This is a genomic window from Vibrio sp. 10N.239.311.G01 (genome assembly GCF_041465805.1).
Classification (GTDB): Bacteria; Pseudomonadota; Gammaproteobacteria; order Enterobacterales; family Vibrionaceae; genus Vibrio; species Vibrio crassostreae_C.
In genome coordinates this window covers 28,413-47,406 of sequence record NZ_JBFSRM010000030.1, presented here as the reverse complement: position 1 = coordinate 47,406, position 18,994 = coordinate 28,413, and the positions used below count along the sequence as shown (strand labels likewise).

The following is an 18,994-nucleotide window of genomic DNA, read 5'->3' as shown; positions in this document are numbered from 1 at the left end:
GACAGATAAGCATTCACATTTAATTGTTAAGGAATTCTCATGATTTCAAAATGGGCTAAACGTTTCTATCAAATGGCGGAATTGGTCGGTTCTTGGAGTAAAGATCCTTCAACTCAAGTCGGCGCCGTAATCACTAAGCACAACCGCATTGTTTCTGTTGGTTTTAATGGCTACCCACATGGCGTGTCTGATAGTGCGGATACTGATGACAGAGAGATGAAGTACCTCAAGACACTTCACGCTGAAGAAAATGCGATCTTATTCGCCAAGCGTGATTTGGACAGCTGTGAAATCTGGGTGACTCATTTCCCTTGTCCAAACTGTGCAGCAAAAATCATCCAAACAGGTATTTCAGCAGTACATTGCCCAGAGCAAAGTGAGGATTTCCTTTCTCGCTGGGGCGACAAGATTAAAGTTAGCCAAGATATGTTTGAGCAAGCTGGTGTACAAGTGGATTGGTTACCACTCGCTGACCTAGATTAAGCTAACAAATAGCAAGAACAAAAAAGCCGAGAGTCGATAGTATCGCTCTCGGCTTTCTTATGTTTGGACTTATAGTTTGGACGCTATAGTTTAGAGACTATAGCTTGGTCACTGTAAACTGATGAGCAAACTAAGCGCTCGTTGGGAATGCTTCCGCGTACGCTTCCATAAAGTCTTTACGAATCTCTTGCTCTAGATGAACCGCCTTCTCGGTTGGACAGAAAATCATAAAATGGACTTCTTGCTCACCTGTCGAACTGCTTGTGATATGGATGTGAGGCTCAGAACCCGGAAGGTCAACACCAGCGTGCTTTTCGATCACACCGTTGTAACGGCGAGCAACATCGATAAACTCTTCGCAATGCTCTTCAATTTTCACAATAAGACCCGGCACCATAGGGTATAGGTTTACAAAGTCTTTCACCGTCACAAAAAAGTTATGATAAACATAGCGCTTCATAAAGTTGAGGTTCTTTACCGGATAGGTGAAGAACATACTATTAGGCAGCGTGGCTGTCTTACCAGTGAAGTGATATTGCCCATGATACAAATCGATTTCTTGAATCACAGTCGCCATCAAATTGTGCTCAATCACCTCACCGCTTATTTTACCCACTTCGATCCAGTCGCCGATTCTAAATGAGCGAGAACTCGCACGCTGAATAGAACCGGTGAAACACAAAATGATCTCTTTTGAAGCCACTACTATCGCAACAGCAATGGCCGTGACAGATAGCGCAAACTCGCTGATTTCGGATTTCCACAACACAAATAACGTTACAACAATAATCGCGAATGTGCCGTTTTTGGTTCGTGACATCCAGTTACGTTGGTCTTCACTAAGCAAAGCAACATCACCTCTTATTTGAGATAAGGTGATTCGGCGAATGATTAAAATAATAGTGATAATCAACGCACTAAAAATAAACTTATGAGCGAGTAGAAAATCAATTACTTGCCACACTTTTTCCATTACTTATTCCTTAGCATTACAACGACGAGCTTTACAACGATTAGCGGAGACTTCACTATGAAAAAGCGCTCAACTCCTGAGCGCTCGTTTACAATCTGGTATTAGCCTAGCTAAGGCTATCATTTTATCTTGGCAGAAGTAATAAATTGACCAAAAGTTTCACACCAAATCACAACCGTATTAAATCGATTAAGATCAGTACCTTCGGGAAGCTCAACCATAAAACGGTCGAATGTTTTCACATCTCCGACTCTCAGTAACTCGCTCTTGCTGTCATTGAAAGCTTGCTCGGTTTCAATGAACTTAGGTGAGAGGTAGACCTTGTAATCAGGCCCCGGCGCCAATTCACCTTCAAAAGCGATCGCACTTTCAGACACAGAAACGATACCTTCTCCCCAGTGCAAGAAGTCACTGTCTTGTCGATCTTTAGTGAACTCACCCGTGTAGATAGCCTGCTCACTGATCGCTTCAACAGAACTTGAGGAAGGAGAATCAGGCTCAATCAAGATAGGTAATGCGTAAACACCCAGCCCAAAACCAAAAGCACCCACGGCTAAGTGGGTGCAAAGTAAAACTAACTTTTTCATTGCGTACTCCCTTATGCTTAAAGAGAGTATTATTGAATACTCTCAAAAAAAACAAAGAGATATCGTGCTAAAGGCCGCTATTTTTGGTAGTGAACGGCTGTGCGTTGTGACAGTTCAACAATCACTTTAACCGCCTGTTCCATGCCTTGAATGGTAATGAACTCATGAATACCGTGGAAGTTGTAGCCACCAGTAAAGATATTCGGACATGGTAGCCCCATGAAAGATAAACGAGCACCGTCTGTACCACCTCGGATTGGTTTAACCATTGGCTCGACATTGCACTCAATCATCGCCTGCTTGGCCAATTCAATAATATGTTGATGCGGTTCAACCATCTCTTTCATGTTGAAGTAGCTATCGGTTAGCACCAGCTCAACACGGCCTTTCTCAAGGCGCTCATTCAGCTCATCGACTTTCTGTTGCATGAATGCCTTACGTGCTTCTACACCCTCACGTTCAAAATCACGGATGATGTAACCCAGCTCAGAGCGAGCCACACCCATTTCCGCCGATTTCAGGTGGTAGAAGCCTTCATAACCTTTTGTGCACTCTGGTGTTTCTTGCGCAGGCATCATCAATTGGAATTGCGCTGCAATGTTCATCGAGTTCACCATTTTATCTTTTGCGGTGCCCGGGTGAACGTTCACGCCATGACAGATAACATCGGCGCTCGTGGCATTGAAGTTCTCAAATTCCAACTCCCCTACTGGGCCACCATCGATGGTGTACGCCCACTCGGCGCCAAATTTTTCAACGTCAAACAGGTTCGCACCGCGACCAATCTCTTCATCCGGCGTGAAACCAATGCAGATGTCGCCGTGTTTGATGTCTGGATTCGCTTTCAGGTAAGCAATTGCACTGATGATTTCAGCGATGCCCGCTTTGTTGTCGGCACCAAGCAGAGTTGTGCCGTCAGTCGTAATCAGGTCGTGACCGTGTAAAGAATCAAGATCTGGATACTGGCTTGGGTTCAAACTCTCGCCACTTTCCCCTAATTCAATCGTTCCACCTCGGTAATCTTTAATCACTTGTGGTTTCACGTTGGCGCCTGATGCGTCAGGAGCGGTATCCATGTGCGCCACAAAGCCAATCGCAGGCACATCGTAATCGACATTCGACGGCAGTTTCGCCATCAAGTATCCATTGTCATCTAAAGACACATCAACTAAGTCTAATGCCACCAATTCTAACTTTAAGGCTTCAGCAAAGGTAATTTGACCCGGTGAACTTGGGCATTGCTGATTAGAAGGATCGGATTTGGTATCAAAAGTAACGTAATTCAGAAAACGTTCTACAAGCTTTTCCATAATTCATCTCACCATGGATTAAGTAATTGATTTACTGACTTAATTATTATGTCGATAAGTGATACATCGTTAAATAAATACGAGCACAGAGTCAGTAGCGAGGGTTTTCATCTTACGCCCCTGACCATGTATGTAATTGCTCTAAATCATTATTGTGCGAAATTAGATGCGCTTCCTATACTTGAAAACAGAGGGTTTCGTCAGTTCAACATTGCATACGGATGATAAGAGATCGCTTTGTACGCATTCTACGCCCTCCGCTCTCAGCCTAACAAAAGTACAAAGTGGATGATGATCACAATTTATCCTTGATGCAGAATCTGTCATACGTTACACGGAGACACAGTTATGACGATTAATAAATATTTCATTTTCTCTCCTCAAGCCTCTGAGGAAACGCTTCGACCAGTATTAACTGAGAAAGAAGTTCAAAGGCAGGAAGCTCTAAGACAGGCGCAGATCCAGGGTGGATTAGACACAAACGCGACCTCGTAACTCAATGAATACCTAGCACTATTAAGACCCCTATAAAAAAGCTCTACGCTCTATCCGGTAGAGCTTTTTTATTTTTGATCTGTTCTCCTCTCCCCCACTCCCAAACAAGCTGAACATTAAACCTTCGCTCATTGCTTGTTGTTCTTCACTTCTCGATCACCAATTGGCTCATAGTTTCTCGCGAATGTATTTTCACGCATTGCACACACTAGCTTGCAGCGCTGAGAAATGACTCACTAAACTCCCCGATGCCATACCTTGTCGTGTCATTTTGTGCTAATAATTCATATTCGTTTTCATTCCTCATTCGCCCTCTTTTCAAAACTATAATGCGAGTACCAGAGAACCTAACCACAGGAACCCCGAATTCAATGGAATATTCAAAGCTAGGAAGTAGTCAAATTCCCGTTTCCCGTATCTGTCTTGGCAGCATGACTTGGGGGCTACAAAATACGCAGCAGCAAGCCGACCAACAGATCGAATACGCATTAAGCCAAGGTATTAACTTTATCGATACTGCAGAGATGTACGCGGTTCCACCTTCTCCAGATACCTACGGAAAAACAGAAGCGATCATTGGTAACTGGTTATCGCGTAACCCACAGCGTCGACAAGAGTTGATCATTGCGAGCAAAATTGCCGGGCCAGGGCTTCCTTGGGTTCGAGATGGTGGGCCGATAACAGGTGAAGCCGTGATCGCAGCCGTTGATGCATCATTAAAACGCCTACAAACAGACTATATCGACCTTTACCAACTTCACTGGCCAAATCGCACTACACCTCACTTTGGTAAGCATTTCCCGAATCACATTCGATTAGTGATATTGACCGAAAGCAGCATGAAGCTGAGATGTTGGAAATCCTACAAGCACTGGCAAGCTGTATTAAGGCGGGTAAAATTCGCCATGTCGGGCTTTCAGATGATTCTACTTGGGGCATTAACACTTACCTCAAGCTGAGTGAAAAACACGATTTGCCACGTATGGTTTCGATTCAGAATGAATTTAGCCTACTGCACGCAAAAGACTGGCCATATCTGATTGAGAACTGTGTGCATGAAGATGTCGCTTACCTGCCATGGTCACCTTTAGCTGCAGGCATGTTGAGTGGAAAGTACATCGATGGCGCAAGACCGGAAGGCAGCCGTTGGACTTACATGCAACGTAAAGGCATTTTCCGTGACACTGAATCTGCCAACGAAGCGGTTAAAGGCTATGTTGAAGTAGCAAACGCTCATGGATTTACTCCGAGCCAACTGGCATTGGCATGGTGTAATCAAGTTGATGGGGTGACGTCCACCATCATTGGTGCAACTACGATGGAGCAGCTAAAAGAGAACGTAGCCGCTTTCAGTAAACCGCTATCAGAAGAGATCCTGACTGATATCAACACAGTATTTAAACGCTACCCGGCTCCGTATTAGGCTGTCAGTTCAACTTAACTTAGGTGAGTAAATCCCATAAGAGCGCGCTATTTAGTGCGCTTTTCTTTTTTAAGTAGGTTGCTTTTGCTTTTTATATGGATCGCATTGAGTCATCACGCTTTTGGTTCGCTAACCTTTGCTCTATAATGCGCGGGCTTATATCTAGGATAAAAACATGATTTCAAAAAACCAATTAAAACTCCTTCGTGCTTTGGGCCAAAAGAAACAACGTAAAGCCCACGGCCTGTTTCTAGTTCAAGGTGAAAAGAACGTTCTTGAGCTGTTCAATAGTGACTTAGTCGTGAAGAACGTCTTTGCTACCGCTGATTTCTTATCTGAAAATCATGCTTCACTGATTGAGTTTGATTGTGTTGAAGCCTCGCTGGATGATCTAACCAAAGCAAGTACTTTGGTGAGTAACAATGCCGCGATTGCAGTTGTTGAGATCCCAACGTTTGAACTACCAGAAGCAACAGGACTGATGATTGCGCTTGATGGCGTTTCAGACCCTGGCAACCTAGGTACGATTATTCGCGTAGCAGACTGGTATGGCATCAAGCATATCGTTGCGAGCAGTGATTGCGCAGACCCATACAACCCTAAAACTATCAGCGCGACTATGGGCAGCTTTGGCCGAGTACACGTAAGTCAAACTGACTTACCAGCTTACTTAGAGCAAGCGAATCTACCGGTTTACGGTGCATTTTTGGAAGGCGAAAGTGTTCATAAGACTGACTTCACTGCAAATGGCATTTTGCTGATGGGCAGCGAGTCTCACGGTATTCGTGAACACGCCGCTAAATACGTGACAGATAAGATTACGATTCCAGCATTCGGTGGCGCAGAGTCTTTGAACGTTGCAATGGCGACTGGCATCATTCTCGACAACATGCGTCGTCAGCACAGCTAGACCTCTAAGCTAACTAGCTAATCGACAGTGTTCAGATATTAAAAAAGGCGTATTGATTAAATCAGTACGCCTTTTTATTTGAGTTCTTTTCAACAATTACTTTTCTAGCATTGCCAACTTATCACACACACCATTCCACTTTTCAGCGTCATCCATTGGTGCTTTTACTTCCGTTTGCACAGGCCAAATCTCAGCGAGCTCTGCGTTCACTTCGATGAAGATCTTTTGATCTTCTGGCAGTTCGTCTTCTTGGAAGATCGCTTGAGCATCACATTCAGGTACACATAAACCACAATCGATACATTCGATCGGGTTAATTACCATGAAGTTTGGGCCTTCATGGAACGCATCTGCGGGACACACTGCCACACAGTCTGTGTATTTACATTGAATACAATTATCGCCTACGACAAATGCCATGATGCTCTGCTCTATAAGTTAGTCAAAATTGAAGAATGGGGATAATACTCATCCCAAAGCAAAATTCAACATCATACGGCTCTAATATCGTGTCTATTTGCTCCATGTTTCCAAATTAGTATGACAGATAAATCAATTTCTCGTAAAATGCGCGCCATTGTGAGCTTATCGCTTCTTTGAACATCAGCGTTTCCATCAAACTCTGTATTAAGAAACGATCTAGCTAAGACACCTATAAAAACGAGACATCGAAATGATACGTTTAACCGAAATTAAACTCCCACTAGACCATGAAGAGTCTGCTATTCAAGACGCTATTGAAGCGAAACTTGGTATTAACTCTGATCAGGTACTCTCTTTTAATATCTTTAAACGTGGCTACGATGCTCGTAAGAAATCAAAGATCTTACTTATCTACACGCTTGACGTTCTCGTTGAAAACGAAGCTGAGTTGTTAGAACAATTCATTAGCGACCCGCACGTAAAAGTGACTCCTGATATGGAGTACAAGTTTGTTGCTAAAGCGGTTGAGAACCAAACTGAGCGCCCTGTGGTTATCGGTTTTGGCCCATGTGGTCTATTCGCTGGCCTAGTGCTTGCTCAAATGGGTTTCAACCCAATCATCGTTGAGCGTGGTAAAGAAGTTCGTGAGCGTACGAAAGATACCTTTGGTTTCTGGCGTAAGCGTACGCTGAACACAGAATCAAACGTACAGTTTGGTGAAGGCGGCGCAGGTACTTTCTCTGACGGTAAGCTGTACAGCCAAGTTAAAGATCCAAAGCACTACGGCCGTAAAGTAATTGAAGAGTTCGTTGCTGCGGGTGCACCAGAAGAAATTCTATACGTAAGTAAGCCGCACATCGGTACCTTTAAACTGGTTACCATGATCGAAAAGATGCGCGCTTCTATCATTGAACTTGGTGGCGAAATCCGTTTCAGCACTCGTGTTGACGACGTTCATATGGAAGATGGTCAAATCACTGGCCTAACGCTTTCTAACGGTGAAGAGATCAAATCTCGTCACGTGGTATTGGCTGTTGGCCACAGTGCTCGTGACACGTTTGAAATGCTGTACGATCGTGGCGTTTACATGGAAGCGAAGCCTTTCTCTGTTGGTTTCCGTATCGAACACAAGCAATCGATGATCGATGAAGCTCGTTTCGGTAAGAACGCAGGCAACCCAATCCTAGGTGCTGCGGACTACAAACTCGTTCACCACTGTAAGAATGGCCGCACTGTATACAGCTTCTGTATGTGCCCAGGTGGTACTGTGGTTGCTGCAACGTCTGAAGAAGGCCGCGTAGTAACGAACGGCATGAGCCAATACTCTCGTGCAGAACGTAACGCAAACAGCGCGATCGTTGTAGGTATCGACCCAGAGCGTGATTACCCAGGTGACGCACTGGCTGGTATCCGTTTACAACGTGAACTAGAAAGCGGCGCTTATGTTCTTGGTGGTGAAAACTACGATGCACCAGCTCAAAAAATCGGTGACTTCTTGAAAGGTCGCGATCCAAGTGCAATCGGTGAAGTACAACCGTCATTCACGCCGGGTATCCACCTGACTGATATTTCAAAAGCGCTGCCTGATTTTGCTATCGAAGCGATTCGTGAAGCAATCCCAGCGTTCGAGAAGAAGATCAAAGGTTTCTCTACGCCAGACGGCCTACTTACCGGTGTTGAGACACGTACGTCTTCTCCTGTATGCATCAAACGTGGCAAAGACTTCCAAAGCATCAACCTTAAGGGCTTCTTCCCGGCTGGTGAAGGTGCAGGCTACGCAGGCGGTATCCTGTCTGCTGGTATCGACGGCATTAAGGCCGCAGAAGCGCTAGCACTATCAATGGTAGAGCAGAACCAAGCTGAGAAGATTGAGATCGCTTAAGCGCTTTCGATAAAGCAAAGCTAGATCGCGATCAACCAAAACTAAAAATCCAGTGTCTTGTCGACACTGGATTTTTTTATGTGCATGTGACTAGCGGTACACAAGCAACATGGTAGAATGCCGCCATTAATCTTATCCTTGTATAAGATTGTTAAACCTTTCCATCGCTATTTAGCCAAATCATACCGAGAAACTTATGCCATTTTCCAAGCTTGGATTAAGCTCACCTATTGTTAAAGCCGTTGCAAAACAAGGCTATGAAAAGCCAACCTCTATTCAAGAAAAAGCAATTCCGATTGTTCTTTCTGGTAAGAACCTTATTGCTGCAGCACAAACAGGTACAGGTAAAACTGCGAGCTTTGTTCTCCCTATCTTAGAAATGCTAAGCAAAGGTGAAACGCAGCGTAAAAAACGTATCCGCGCAGTTATCCTGACACCAACGCGTGAGCTGGCAGTTCAGGTTGAACAGAACATTACTAAGTACGCGAAGTTCCTAAACCTAACATCATTAGCGATGTACGGTGGCGTATCTTACCAACACCAGAAAGATCGCCTGATTGAAGGTGTCGACATTCTTGTGGCAACACCAGGTCGTTTGATCGACATGTACGGACAACGTGCCATTCACTTTGATGAAGTTGAAGTTCTGGTTCTAGATGAAGCTGACCGCATGCTAGACATGGGTTTCATTGAAGACATCAACAAGATCATCGCGCGTCTACCACAAGACATCCAAAATCTACTGTTCTCAGCAACGCTTTCAACGCCAGTGCGCGCGCTAGCGAAAAGTGCTATCAGCGAAGCGGAAGAGATTTCGATTGCCAAGACAGATGCGTCTAAAGCGAACATTGAGCAATGGTTAGTTACCGTAGATAAAGACCGTAAGTCAGCACTATTGAGCCACATGATTACCGAAGGCAACTGGGACCAAGCGCTTATCTTTATCGAAACCAAGCACGGCGCTGCTAAGTTGGTTGCTCAACTTGAGAAACGTGGTATTCAAGCGGAAGCTTTCCATAGTGGACGTAGCCAAGCGATTCGTGAAAAAATCTTGGCTGACTTCAAGAAAGGTCGTCTAAAGTACTTAGTCGCGACGGGTGTTGCTGCTCGTGGTATCGATATCGACAACCTAAGCCGCGTAGTAAACTACGACATGCCTTTCCCAGCGGACGACTATGTTCACCGTATTGGTCGTACAGGCCGTGCTGATGCGTCTGGCGAAGCGATATCTTTCCTATCGAAAGATAACTTCAAAAACCTGTGCATTATTGAAAAGCGTCTGGGTCACTTGATTGAACGTCGCGTTGTTGAAGGTTTCGAACCACGCAAAGAAGTGCCAATCTCAGTATTGAACTTCGTTCCTAAGAAGAAAAGAGAACAGCAACAAGACTAAGTAATTTCAGCGACAGAAAATGCAAAGTTGCATTAACCAAAAGAAAAGTCGCATTAGCCAAAATGAAAATAAAACGAAGCCCTATGCGGCTTCGTTTTGTTCTTTGATACACAGATAAAACAGAGGTATGAGATGATTACTCCTATCGCAACGAGATTAACCCGCGGCCAAGACCTAAAGCTTGAGATCCAAAGGTTAGTGACCACACACAACATCTCGGCAGGCTCTATCGCTTCTTGTGTCGGTTGTGTCTCTCAACTCAATATTCGTTTAGCTAATGCGAACAACACCAAGCTAATCACAGCTCCGTTCGAAATTGTGTCTCTTATGGCGACGCTAACCCCAAACCACCAGCATGTTCATATATCCGTTGCTGATGAGAATGGCAACGTGATTGGTGGGCATTTGCTTGAAGGGACGATTATCGCAACCACCACTGAACTTATCGTTCACCGCTACGATACTTTGACCTTCAGCAGAGAGCACGACGATTCGACGGGTTACACTGAACTTACTATCGGCACTAGCAAATAACTGATTGACCCATAGCAACACCAAACGCCCCATACAAAGCGATACTACCAAACAGCAATTAGGAAACACGATGGCTCCAAACTCCGCAGATTCCGTTATCGTTCTCGATTTCGAGACCACAGGCTTATCACCAAATATGGGCGACCGAGCGATTGAGATCGGTGCGGTTAAACTCGTTAACGGCGAAGTCGTCGACACCTTCCAGCAGCTCATGAACCCGGGATTTCGTGTGAGTGGATTCATTGAAGGTTATACCGGAATCAGTAACCGTATGTTAAGCACAGCGGCCAGTTGTAGTGAAGTGATGGATGAGTTTGCAGACTTCATTCAAGACAGCCAACTTGTCGCTCACAATGCCTCATTTGATAAGCGCTTTCTTGATGCGGAATTAGATAATATTGGTCGCGATTACAATGGACAGTTCGCTTGCTCAATGTTGATAGCTCGTCGTCTAATCCAAGACGCACCAACTCATAAGCTAGGCGACCTTGTGCGTTTCAAAAATATCGACAACGACGGTACTTTCCACAGAGCGTTAGCCGATTCAGAAATGACAGCAAGGTTGTGGTTATTAATGATCGATGAGCTGCAGAGTGACCACGGTATTCCACAGCCGAGCTTCCAATTGATGCAGAAAATATCGAAGACAGCCAAAGGTTCGATTCCAAAACTACTGATGAGCAACAGGGGTTAGGTTCCGAAATTCACCTTAAAGTGGGATGAAAGGCTAGCTCGACAATAACCGCTAGCCTTTAAAAGGGACGCTCTACTCTTGCAATGACTTCAACGTTCCTTTGAGGCTTTCTAATTCATTCATAAAATACGCCCACTGCTTGTTACTGCTGGTCGCGGCGATATCTACTAAAAACTTGGCTGATGTTTCCATATTTTGGTTGAGTTGTGACTCAAGTTCATCAGGATAATAAGCTTCATTGTTTAAAAGCAACTTCATGATAATCGGCTGAGCAATATGCAGATCGCTCTTCTTTGCCATCAGCGTCGTTAGCTCTTGATAGGTGTTGTTTTGATATTGTCGCCAACTGCTATTGGTATTTACCCACTCTTTAGACCAAGCCAAAATAATCTGTTTTTGTTCTTTCGATACTGAACCTAACCACCGTTCTGCGCGCTCTTCAATTCTGCTTCGGTATCGCTCTCTCGAATCGGCATCGTTCAACGACAACCTTTCTTCATAATAGTCTTGCTGCTTTTCACGAAAGTTCTTTAAAAACTCCCTGTCTTGCTTAGGGCTAAGCTGCATACTCAAGGCGTAAATATCTGGAGCGAACTTATTGACGATTGAGCGAATATGCTCTTTCGTTTCTTCACTTTGGCCAACAATAAAAGCGGGATTCATATCCGACCGTTCTACGTTTTGAATCGCTTCTAATTGCGAAATATACAGAGGTAGCTGAGTTTCTTTATGCCATTTCTGTAATATATCTAATCGCTCTTCAAGCTCTGATTCTTGGCTATTTGAGAGGGAAACAAAATCTTCTATATAGCTAACGACAAACCAACCTATATTGTTATAGGCGAACTTGGTCCCGCACCCAGTAAATAGAAAACAGATCACTAAAACTAACCACCGGCACTTTCTCATTCTACCCTCTCACGACATTCAACAAAGCCACAAACCGATTAACTCATCCCTTTAAGGTTAGCCCAGTTTTTATAACGCTAATTCTAGCTCTTATAAAAGTAGTCTTAATAAACAGTGGTCGTAAAAACTTTGAGATAAATTGAGACCCAAACTTGCTAATCTAGCTATTTAGGCAAATGATTAAACTAAAAATAATTAATGGCAGTGATGTAACTTGATTTTATTACTCATTTGACGTGATACGAGCCCTATAAATGAGTTGGGTTGACGTATTTAAAATGATTGATATTTGGGAGGGAAGCTATGGCCGCTATTCCTGATCATACAAGCGATTTAGAATATGAGCTTTGTTATTTTGACGATGGATCAATAACCACAATCACGATATTCGTTCACAATCGACAGGAAGCGATGACTTGGTATCTTAGCGAAGGAAAACATATCAACGATCTTTATTCGATAAGACCCGATGAATAATGCTTTGGTATAGAGGACTAGGTCGATAAACCTAAGATAAGAAACTTAAGTGGCATTTTGTGGAACACCCTTTACTGCAATGCCATTAATTAGCAATGTCGTTAATTAGACATATCGCAGCAAAGGGATTCAGTCTCGAATTACTTCAGGATTCGGGCGCGGAATTGACGACCCTTCATTTTACCTGATTCGATTTTGTTCAGTGCTTTTTTAGCCACAGATCTTTCTACCGCTACGTAAGCACGCATTGCAAACAGATTGATCTTACCTACTGATTTACCATCAATGCCGCCTTGGCCCGTCAGTGCGCCAAGAATATCACCAGCACGAAGCTTAGCTTTCTTACCGCCATCAATTTGGATGGTAACCATGTTTGAGTAGTACGGCTTAGCAATTGGTTTTGCTGGCAGTTCAGATGGCTCGATTGGCATGTCCATGTACTCATCAATTTGAGCAACACGGTACATCTCTTTTTCGCTAAAGAAGCTGATCGCTACGCCTTTGCTTCCTGCACGGCCAGTACGACCAATACGGTGTACGTGAACTTCAGGGTCGCGAGACAATTCAAAGTTGAACACAGCATCTAGGTTATCAACATCAAGACCGCGAGCCGCAACGTCTGTCGCCACTAGAATCGAGATGGTTTTGTTTGAGAACTGAACCAAAGCTTGGTCACGTTCACGCTGTTCCATGTCACCATGAAGTTCGATAACACTGAAACCGCGGTGGCTTAGCTCATCGTTTACGTTCTGCACTTCTTTCTTAGTGTTACAGAACACAACCGCAGACTCCGGTTGGTGATGAAGTAACAGCAACTCTAGAGCGTCATCACGAGCTTCAGAACCTTCTAACTTGTAGAAGTGTTGTTGGATGCTTGAGTGATCGTGTGTTGATTCAACCTTCACCATTTCTGGATTGCGCATAATGCGGTCTGCAACAGATTTGATCTGTTTAGGGAAAGTCGCACTGAATAGCAGAGTTTGGCGTTCTTTTGGCGCCGCTTCAATCACAACATCCAAAGCGTCTTGGAAACCCATCTCTAGCATGCGATCCGCTTCATCTAACACAAGTGTGTTCAGCTCAGACAGGTCAATGCGGCCTTTCTCTAGGTGATCAAGAATACGACCAGGTGTGCCTACAAGAATGTGTGCGCCATGCTCTAGTGAACCAATCTGTGGGCCCATTGGCATACCGCCACATAGTGTCAGCACTTTAATGTTGTGAATACCACGAGCAAGAGTACGAATCTCTTTTGCTACTTGGTCTGCAAGCTCACGAGTCGGACATAACACTAAAGACTGAACACGGAAACGCTTAACGCCTAGGTTCTGCAGCACGCCTAAACCGAAAGCAGCTGTTTTACCTGAACCCGTTTTACCCTGACCGATAACGTCCTTGCCATTTAGGATAGTAGGAAGACTTAACGCTTGGATCGGCGTCATTTCAGTATAACCAAGAGAATCTAACGTATTTAGAAGCTCTGGTTTAAGGGCGATTGAAGAGAATTTTGAAGTGCTCAATGGAAATATCCAACTGGTGAAAAACAGAGTGCATTATGAGTGTTTTTGAAAATTATTCCACCTTAATCACAGTTTTGGAGAAACATGTTAGGCGAACACAAAAAAGCCAGCTTACTTAGCTGGCTTTGACTTCTATACGAATTGCTTTCTATGGCACACCGTGACCTTTAGATGCCACCCATACGCGATACCACTGTTCGCGCGTCAGCTCGATTTTCAGTGCATCAACGGCCGTCTTCACACGCTCAATCTTACCAGAACCAATAATTGCAATTGGACTAGATGGTAAACGACGAACCCAAGCGTAAATCACTTGATCAATGCTGTCTGCACCGACTTCTTGACGAATCGCCTCTAGCTCATCACGAACGCGAACCGCTTGCGCTGAATCACCACTGAAGATGCTACCACCACCGAGACAAGACCATGCCATCGGACGAATACGGTTCATCTGCAGTTGATCTAGCGTGCCATCATGAGCCACTTCAAAGTTCAATGGGTTGATTTCAACTTGGTTAGTCACTAACGGCTTACCGAGTCGAGATTGAAGCAGTTCGAACTGACGCGGTGAAAAGTTAGAAACACCGAAGTGCTTAACTTTACCTACTTTGTGTAGCTCTGCGAACGCTTCTGCTACTTCATCCGCATCCATTAAAACGTCTGGGCGGTGAATCAACAATACATCGATATCGTTAACACCTAAGCGCTCTAATGAGTTATTTACTGATTGGTAAATATGCTGCGCGCTGGTGTCATAGTGATTGATCTTACGATCTGGAGTGTGGTCACCACATAGGTTGATATCGCACTTGGTGACGATTTGAATATCATCACGAAGGCTTGGTTCAAGCGCTAACGCCTCACCAAACAACTTTTCACATTGGTAGTTACCGTAAATATCCGCGTGATCAACAGTTGTGATGCCAAAATCAATATGTTGCTTCAGGAAAGTCAGGCGTTGTTGCGGGGTCATGCCCCACTCTGCTGTACGCCAGTATCCTTGCACCAACTCAGAAAGTTCTGGGCCTTGTGGCGCTATCGTTACTCTTGCAACCATGGGTTGTCTCCTTTATCAATACTGAACGTATCCTAAGCTCGTTTTACCGAAGGCTCAACGTATAACAAATGGCAAAGCTAAACGCTTATTAAAAATGTGAGAGCCGCAGAAAAACGAACACTTAAATGAATTATAACTTGCTGTCTGCCCGCGAGCCGTTCTCCTGAAAGGCTTGTTTAGCCTAATAAATAACGAAACTATCTATAAATTTGAGCAATTAAAAACGATTAAGTTCAACCGTTAAGTTGTCACCATCACTCTGTAACTGAATCCAAGGAGAAGTAGAGCTAGAAGAAGATAAGCTAGGCACATTCCACACACTCAGTTGCTCTGCTGAACCGTGAGGCGCGTTGATGAATTCGACCAGCTGTTTATCCACCTTATCGAAACCAACACCTTCATTTCGAGCTTGTTCGAGTTGAGCTGTAACATCGAATTCATCTTCACCAATACGAATTGAACTGAGAGCAAAGCCATCTTGGCGAAGGTATGCCTGAAGCTTTGTGTAACTTAGGTCCGAATATGGCAGGTTTAAGCGAACCGTTTCGACACTTGAGTCCCCCAACTCCAGTTCAACATACACATCCAGGTCGTAATATTGGGTTAAGTCACTGCACAACAAAGTACCTTCGATCTCACCACAATCCATCAACTCGATATCATTAATATAGTTTTGAGAATTCGGCAGACTTGGGCTGCTGTTAAATACTGTTCTTAGCCACCAGCTTTCGGTTGCTTGCGCTGAAAATGAAATAGCATTGAGGGACAGCATTAGAGGCAAGATTAGAACTTGAAAGATTTTCATCGACTGGGCTTATTTAGCGCTATATGAAGTGTCCATTATACGTGACCAAACGACAAACAACTGCTCGAGTCGCAAATTTTAGGCGAAAAAAAACGGGCATACATGCCCGCTAGATAATTTCATCACCGAATAACGTAATCCGTCACGTTGAGAACCATTACGAAAGAGAGAATATCACTCTCCCACAACAGTTACAACATGACATACCCATTACTTGTAGCCACCTTCAATAGCAGGCTCTTCAAGCGACAATCTGACTTTGTTACGTTGAATAGCTTCTGGCGGCAAGCTGATGAAGCCGTATTGGTTCAAAACGACTTGATGATCTTGTGACAAGGTAAGCCCAACAAAGAACTCCTCTTGTTCCGTAAAGCCTTTGCGATGCGCTGGAATATTCAAGTACATGTAATAAACCGTTGCTAACGGGTAACGACCAGAGAGGATCGTTTCTTTGTTTAGGTCGTAGTTCACACCTAGGTTATCAACCACGCTCAACCATTTCACATCAGAGATCTGATCTGAGTAAACGGTGTAACCAATGGCGGCATCTTCGTCTTCAATCTTATTAATCAGATCAGGTAAATCCGCTAAGAACTGAGTATGGGCATATTCTCCTTCTGTTCCACATTCGACCCAACTTGAAAAGGTAGTATGGCCTTTCAGGTTGTGATCAATGGCAAAGGGCAACATATGAGTATCTAGGCTTTCACCGTTACGAATATCACTACTTGCTGACCATTTTGGATGTTTAGGATCGTTAGAACAACCAAACACATCAATTAATTCAGCGACGGTGATTGATGTCGCAGGGTTATTTTCATTGGCTAGAATCGCAATCACGTCAGCGGTAAACATCAGCTCTGTTGGCCTATAACCGTAACGCATATCAAACCTAGCCATCTCTTTGTCAGTCCACTTTTTGGAAGTGATACCAACACGCGAGCGCTGCATGATCATCTGTTCTGGGACGCTGTCACTCAACAAGATTTCTAAGTCGATCTCTTGGCTCTTAAGCAGATATTCTACAAGCCCCTGCATATTCGGCTCAATCGCGACCAAACCAATGTCACTGGCATCATTCGCGAACGTCGATGCAGAGAACAACATAGGTACAGCAGCAAGCAGTAAGCCCGATTTATTCGATAGACGTTTCATTACTGGCCTCCTACTGGATCAATCGACGTTTTAGACTCAACATCGCTATTACTATCGAGCTGCATTTCTGAAGTGAAGATGTTCCAAGATGGATTCACTTCCATGCTTTCTGTCTTAATCACCGCAATCGTTCTGCGCTTACGCTTGTGAAGGTGCTGAGTTAAGCTGGTTATCTGAGTAAACTCTTGTTCGAAGATACGCTCACCATTGATGCCTCTATCAATCAATGCGTCTCGAATCACGCCAGTTCTTTTCTTGGCCAATGCTTTGTTATAAACGTTTGTACCTTCAGCACTGGTATCTCCGACCAAGGTAACCGAAGCATCAGGCTGCTCTCCTAGTAAACGCACCAACTCATTTAATACAGCGGTATGATCAGGTTTAAGGTCATACTTATCAAAATCAAATGCCACACTTAATACTTCAACATCTTCGACAATTTTCCAATTAGCACACCCTTTAATGTCTACCGTTACACCTTCTGGCGTATCGGCACATAGATCTCGCTGGTTAATCACACCATCTCGGTCATTATCCGCTAAGTCATCAATTTGGTGGCGTGTCATTGTCGTATCAGGCGTTTCTGCACATCCCATTAGCAAGATAGAGCTAAGTAGCGCTAGTTTAAAATATCTCATTACTTATTCTCCCCTTGCCACTCTTCTGGATGTTCAATCCTCAACGCATACGTCAACATACCCATCGCATTTAACACTCGATAAGCCGCTAACGTTTGATCATATTCAGTGCTGATGAAGTTTCTTCGAGCCAAAAACACTTCTACTTTTGCATCCAGTACATCAAGAAGGCTTCGTCTGCCAACATTGAATTGCTGGATATAGCCAAGCTCTGCAATTTTCGCTGCATCAACATTCTGTTGAAGTAAGGATTTTTGCTGCTCAAGCATTTTGTAAGCGTTCCAAGCCAGTTGTGTACCTTCTCGAACCTCACGCTCTGTTCGTAATCGGATCGCCCTTGCCTCTTCCACTCGCCAAGCTGACGATTCCACGCGGGAGTCCGTAGAGAAGCCATTAAACAGGTCATAATCCATCGTCAACATGATACGTGCATCTTCATCGACACCGCCTGGCGGGTTAGATACGTTGTCATTCTTATTGGCATGAAGCTCAAGTTTTAGTTCTGGGTAGTAATCCCCTTTCTCGCGGCGCATCTCTTTACGAGCCGCGTCGATATCAAGCAAAGAGGCTTTGATTTCAGGGTGATTCTCGACAGCTTGTTCAAGTGCGACCTGTGCTGAGCTTGGTAATAGAGCGTAATCAAACCGGGGGTAAACCAAGTTCACCGCAGGTTTGCCAACCAAGCGTAGATACTGAGTTTGCAAATCAAACAGGTTGTTCTGAGCGGCGATAAGTGAAGACTGCGCGGTCGCGACACGGGCGGAGATTTGAGCCAGATCCGAGTTGCTACTCAAGCCTTTGCTCTTTTTATCTTGGATATCTTGATAGATCTCTTGGTGCTCTTTTACATTACGCTTAGACAATTCAAGTAGCGTCTCTGCTTTTAGGATATCGAGGTAATTTCTCACCACATCTAACGATACGTTTTCAGCTCGCGAAATCAGAGTTAGACGCTCAGCTTCTGCTTCGAACGTCAGTCGATCGACATTCGATGTGGTTTTAAAACCATCAAATAGTAACTGGGATACTTTAACGCCAATTTCCGTTCTCGTTAGGCCTCGATCATCGGTATCAAGTTTGCTACCACTGTTGTAGCGCGTTTCTTCATAACCTGCTGCCGCGTACAAGTTCACTTGCGGCATATACAAACCACTCGCCGCGTCTCCGTCTCTGACCACCGATTGGTATCGGGAGTATTGCGCCAATATCTCTGGGCTATAGTCGATGGCAAAGGCCACGGACTCTTCTAATGAAGCTGCTTGAGACAGCCCACTCATTAGCAAGCAAGAAGAGAGTAAGAATTTTGAATGCATTACACTTCCTTTT

General features: G+C 44.3%; 19 protein-coding genes and 1 pseudogene. 9 read left to right on the top strand and 11 right to left on the bottom strand.

All coding sequences use genetic code 11. From position 1 onward, the window contains the following. The first annotated feature begins 39 nt into the window (after window positions 1-39). Window positions 40-483, top strand: coding sequence for a dCMP deaminase family protein (locus AB6D06_RS19500; RefSeq protein ID WP_004737813.1), 444 nt, complete (start codon window positions 40-42; stop codon window positions 481-483). A 130-nt stretch (window positions 484-613) separates the two neighbouring features. Here AB6D06_RS19500 and AB6D06_RS19495 read toward each other — a convergent pair whose 3' ends face one another. From AB6D06_RS19495 to pepT, 3 genes are all read right to left on the bottom strand, one after another. Then, window positions 614-1,456, bottom strand: coding sequence for a mechanosensitive ion channel family protein (locus AB6D06_RS19495; protein WP_372111480.1), 843 nt, complete (start codon window positions 1,454-1,456; stop codon window positions 614-616). A gap of 119 nt (window positions 1,457-1,575) precedes the next feature. Next, window positions 1,576-2,043 carry a DM13 domain-containing protein gene (locus AB6D06_RS19490; protein ID WP_372052339.1) on the bottom strand — a complete coding sequence of 156 codons (468 nt, stop codon included), beginning with the start codon at window positions 2,041-2,043 and terminating at the stop codon, window positions 1,576-1,578. A 77-nt stretch (window positions 2,044-2,120) separates the two neighbouring features. After that, window positions 2,121-3,353: a peptidase T gene (pepT, locus tag AB6D06_RS19485; protein ID WP_372111476.1), complete on the bottom strand. Its 1,233-nt coding sequence runs from the start codon at window positions 3,351-3,353 to the stop codon at window positions 2,121-2,123. Between the two features lie 348 nt (window positions 3,354-3,701). On the opposite strand from pepT, the gene AB6D06_RS19480 reads away from it, so the two are divergent. From AB6D06_RS19480 to AB6D06_RS19470, 3 genes and pseudogenes are all read left to right on the top strand, one after another. After that, window positions 3,702-3,848 carry a hypothetical protein gene (locus AB6D06_RS19480; protein WP_017059486.1) on the top strand — a complete coding sequence of 49 codons (147 nt, stop codon included), beginning with the start codon at window positions 3,702-3,704 and terminating at the stop codon, window positions 3,846-3,848. A 431-nt stretch (window positions 3,849-4,279) separates the two neighbouring features. Then, a pseudogene (locus AB6D06_RS19475) lies at window positions 4,280-5,271 on the top strand (aldo/keto reductase). A 175-nt stretch (window positions 5,272-5,446) separates the two neighbouring features. Then, window positions 5,447-6,181 (top strand): RNA methyltransferase, encoded by a 735-nt coding sequence (locus AB6D06_RS19470; RefSeq protein WP_065584752.1) that lies wholly within the window; start codon window positions 5,447-5,449, stop codon window positions 6,179-6,181. Between the two features lie 96 nt (window positions 6,182-6,277). Here the strand turns inward: AB6D06_RS19470 and fdxA are convergent, their stop codons facing one another. Further along, the gene (gene fdxA, locus AB6D06_RS19465) at window positions 6,278-6,601 is read right to left on the bottom strand and encodes a ferredoxin FdxA (protein ID WP_065584753.1); all 324 of its coding nucleotides are present in this window, start codon (window positions 6,599-6,601) and stop codon (window positions 6,278-6,280) included. Between the two features lie 253 nt (window positions 6,602-6,854). On the opposite strand from fdxA, the gene AB6D06_RS19460 reads away from it, so the two are divergent. The 4 genes from AB6D06_RS19460 to AB6D06_RS19445 all read left to right on the top strand — a co-directional run bounded on the left by AB6D06_RS19460 (window position 6,855) and on the right by AB6D06_RS19445 (window position 11,107). After that, on the top strand, window positions 6,855-8,486 hold the full coding sequence (locus AB6D06_RS19460) for an NAD(P)/FAD-dependent oxidoreductase (RefSeq protein ID WP_048606003.1): 1,632 nt from the start codon (window positions 6,855-6,857) through the stop codon (window positions 8,484-8,486). 196 nt (window positions 8,487-8,682) lie between these two features. Further along, on the top strand, window positions 8,683-9,879 hold the full coding sequence (locus tag AB6D06_RS19455) for a DEAD/DEAH box helicase (RefSeq protein ID WP_102393310.1): 1,197 nt from the start codon (window positions 8,683-8,685) through the stop codon (window positions 9,877-9,879). A 132-nt stretch (window positions 9,880-10,011) separates the two neighbouring features. Further along, a complete protein-coding gene (locus tag AB6D06_RS19450; protein WP_371721934.1) occupies window positions 10,012-10,413 on the top strand; it encodes a PPC domain-containing DNA-binding protein in 402 nt (133 codons plus the stop codon). 70 nt (window positions 10,414-10,483) lie between these two features. Beyond that, window positions 10,484-11,107 (top strand): PolC-type DNA polymerase III, encoded by a 624-nt coding sequence (locus AB6D06_RS19445; protein ID WP_136973987.1) that lies wholly within the window; start codon window positions 10,484-10,486, stop codon window positions 11,105-11,107. A gap of 72 nt (window positions 11,108-11,179) precedes the next feature. Here the strand turns inward: AB6D06_RS19445 and AB6D06_RS19440 are convergent, their stop codons facing one another. Then, window positions 11,180-12,016 carry a DUF6279 family lipoprotein gene (locus tag AB6D06_RS19440; RefSeq protein WP_136973986.1) on the bottom strand — a complete coding sequence of 279 codons (837 nt, stop codon included), beginning with the start codon at window positions 12,014-12,016 and terminating at the stop codon, window positions 11,180-11,182. Between the two features lie 303 nt (window positions 12,017-12,319). Between AB6D06_RS19440 and AB6D06_RS19435 the strand changes: the two genes are divergently transcribed. Further along, window positions 12,320-12,493, top strand: coding sequence for an RNA helicase (locus AB6D06_RS19435; protein WP_065677708.1), 174 nt, complete (start codon window positions 12,320-12,322; stop codon window positions 12,491-12,493). Window positions 12,494-12,633: 140 nt separating this feature from the next. Here AB6D06_RS19435 and dbpA read toward each other — a convergent pair whose 3' ends face one another. The 6 genes from dbpA to AB6D06_RS19405 form a co-directional block, all read right to left on the bottom strand. After that, window positions 12,634-14,013: an ATP-dependent RNA helicase DbpA gene (gene dbpA, locus AB6D06_RS19430; RefSeq protein WP_372111470.1), complete on the bottom strand. Its 1,380-nt coding sequence runs from the start codon at window positions 14,011-14,013 to the stop codon at window positions 12,634-12,636. A 148-nt stretch (window positions 14,014-14,161) separates the two neighbouring features. Beyond that, window positions 14,162-15,070: an aldo/keto reductase family oxidoreductase gene (locus AB6D06_RS19425; RefSeq protein WP_102333939.1), complete on the bottom strand. Its 909-nt coding sequence runs from the start codon at window positions 15,068-15,070 to the stop codon at window positions 14,162-14,164. A 217-nt stretch (window positions 15,071-15,287) separates the two neighbouring features. Continuing rightward, window positions 15,288-15,875, bottom strand: a complete 588-nt coding sequence (locus tag AB6D06_RS19420) for a hypothetical protein (protein WP_017071598.1) — start codon at window positions 15,873-15,875, stop codon at window positions 15,288-15,290. Between the two features lie 210 nt (window positions 15,876-16,085). Further along, window positions 16,086-17,030 (bottom strand): PstS family phosphate ABC transporter substrate-binding protein, encoded by a 945-nt coding sequence (locus AB6D06_RS19415; protein ID WP_372111467.1) that lies wholly within the window; start codon window positions 17,028-17,030, stop codon window positions 16,086-16,088. After that, on the bottom strand, window positions 17,030-17,668 hold the full coding sequence (locus AB6D06_RS19410) for an OmpA family protein (RefSeq protein ID WP_017059473.1): 639 nt from the start codon (window positions 17,666-17,668) through the stop codon (window positions 17,030-17,032). Before AB6D06_RS19410 ends, AB6D06_RS19415 begins: the two co-directional genes overlap by 1 nt. Beyond that, window positions 17,668-18,981 (bottom strand): TolC family outer membrane protein, encoded by a 1,314-nt coding sequence (locus tag AB6D06_RS19405; protein WP_017059472.1) that lies wholly within the window; start codon window positions 18,979-18,981, stop codon window positions 17,668-17,670. Before AB6D06_RS19405 ends, AB6D06_RS19410 begins: the two co-directional genes overlap by 1 nt. Window positions 18,982-18,994: the final 13 nt, after the last annotated feature.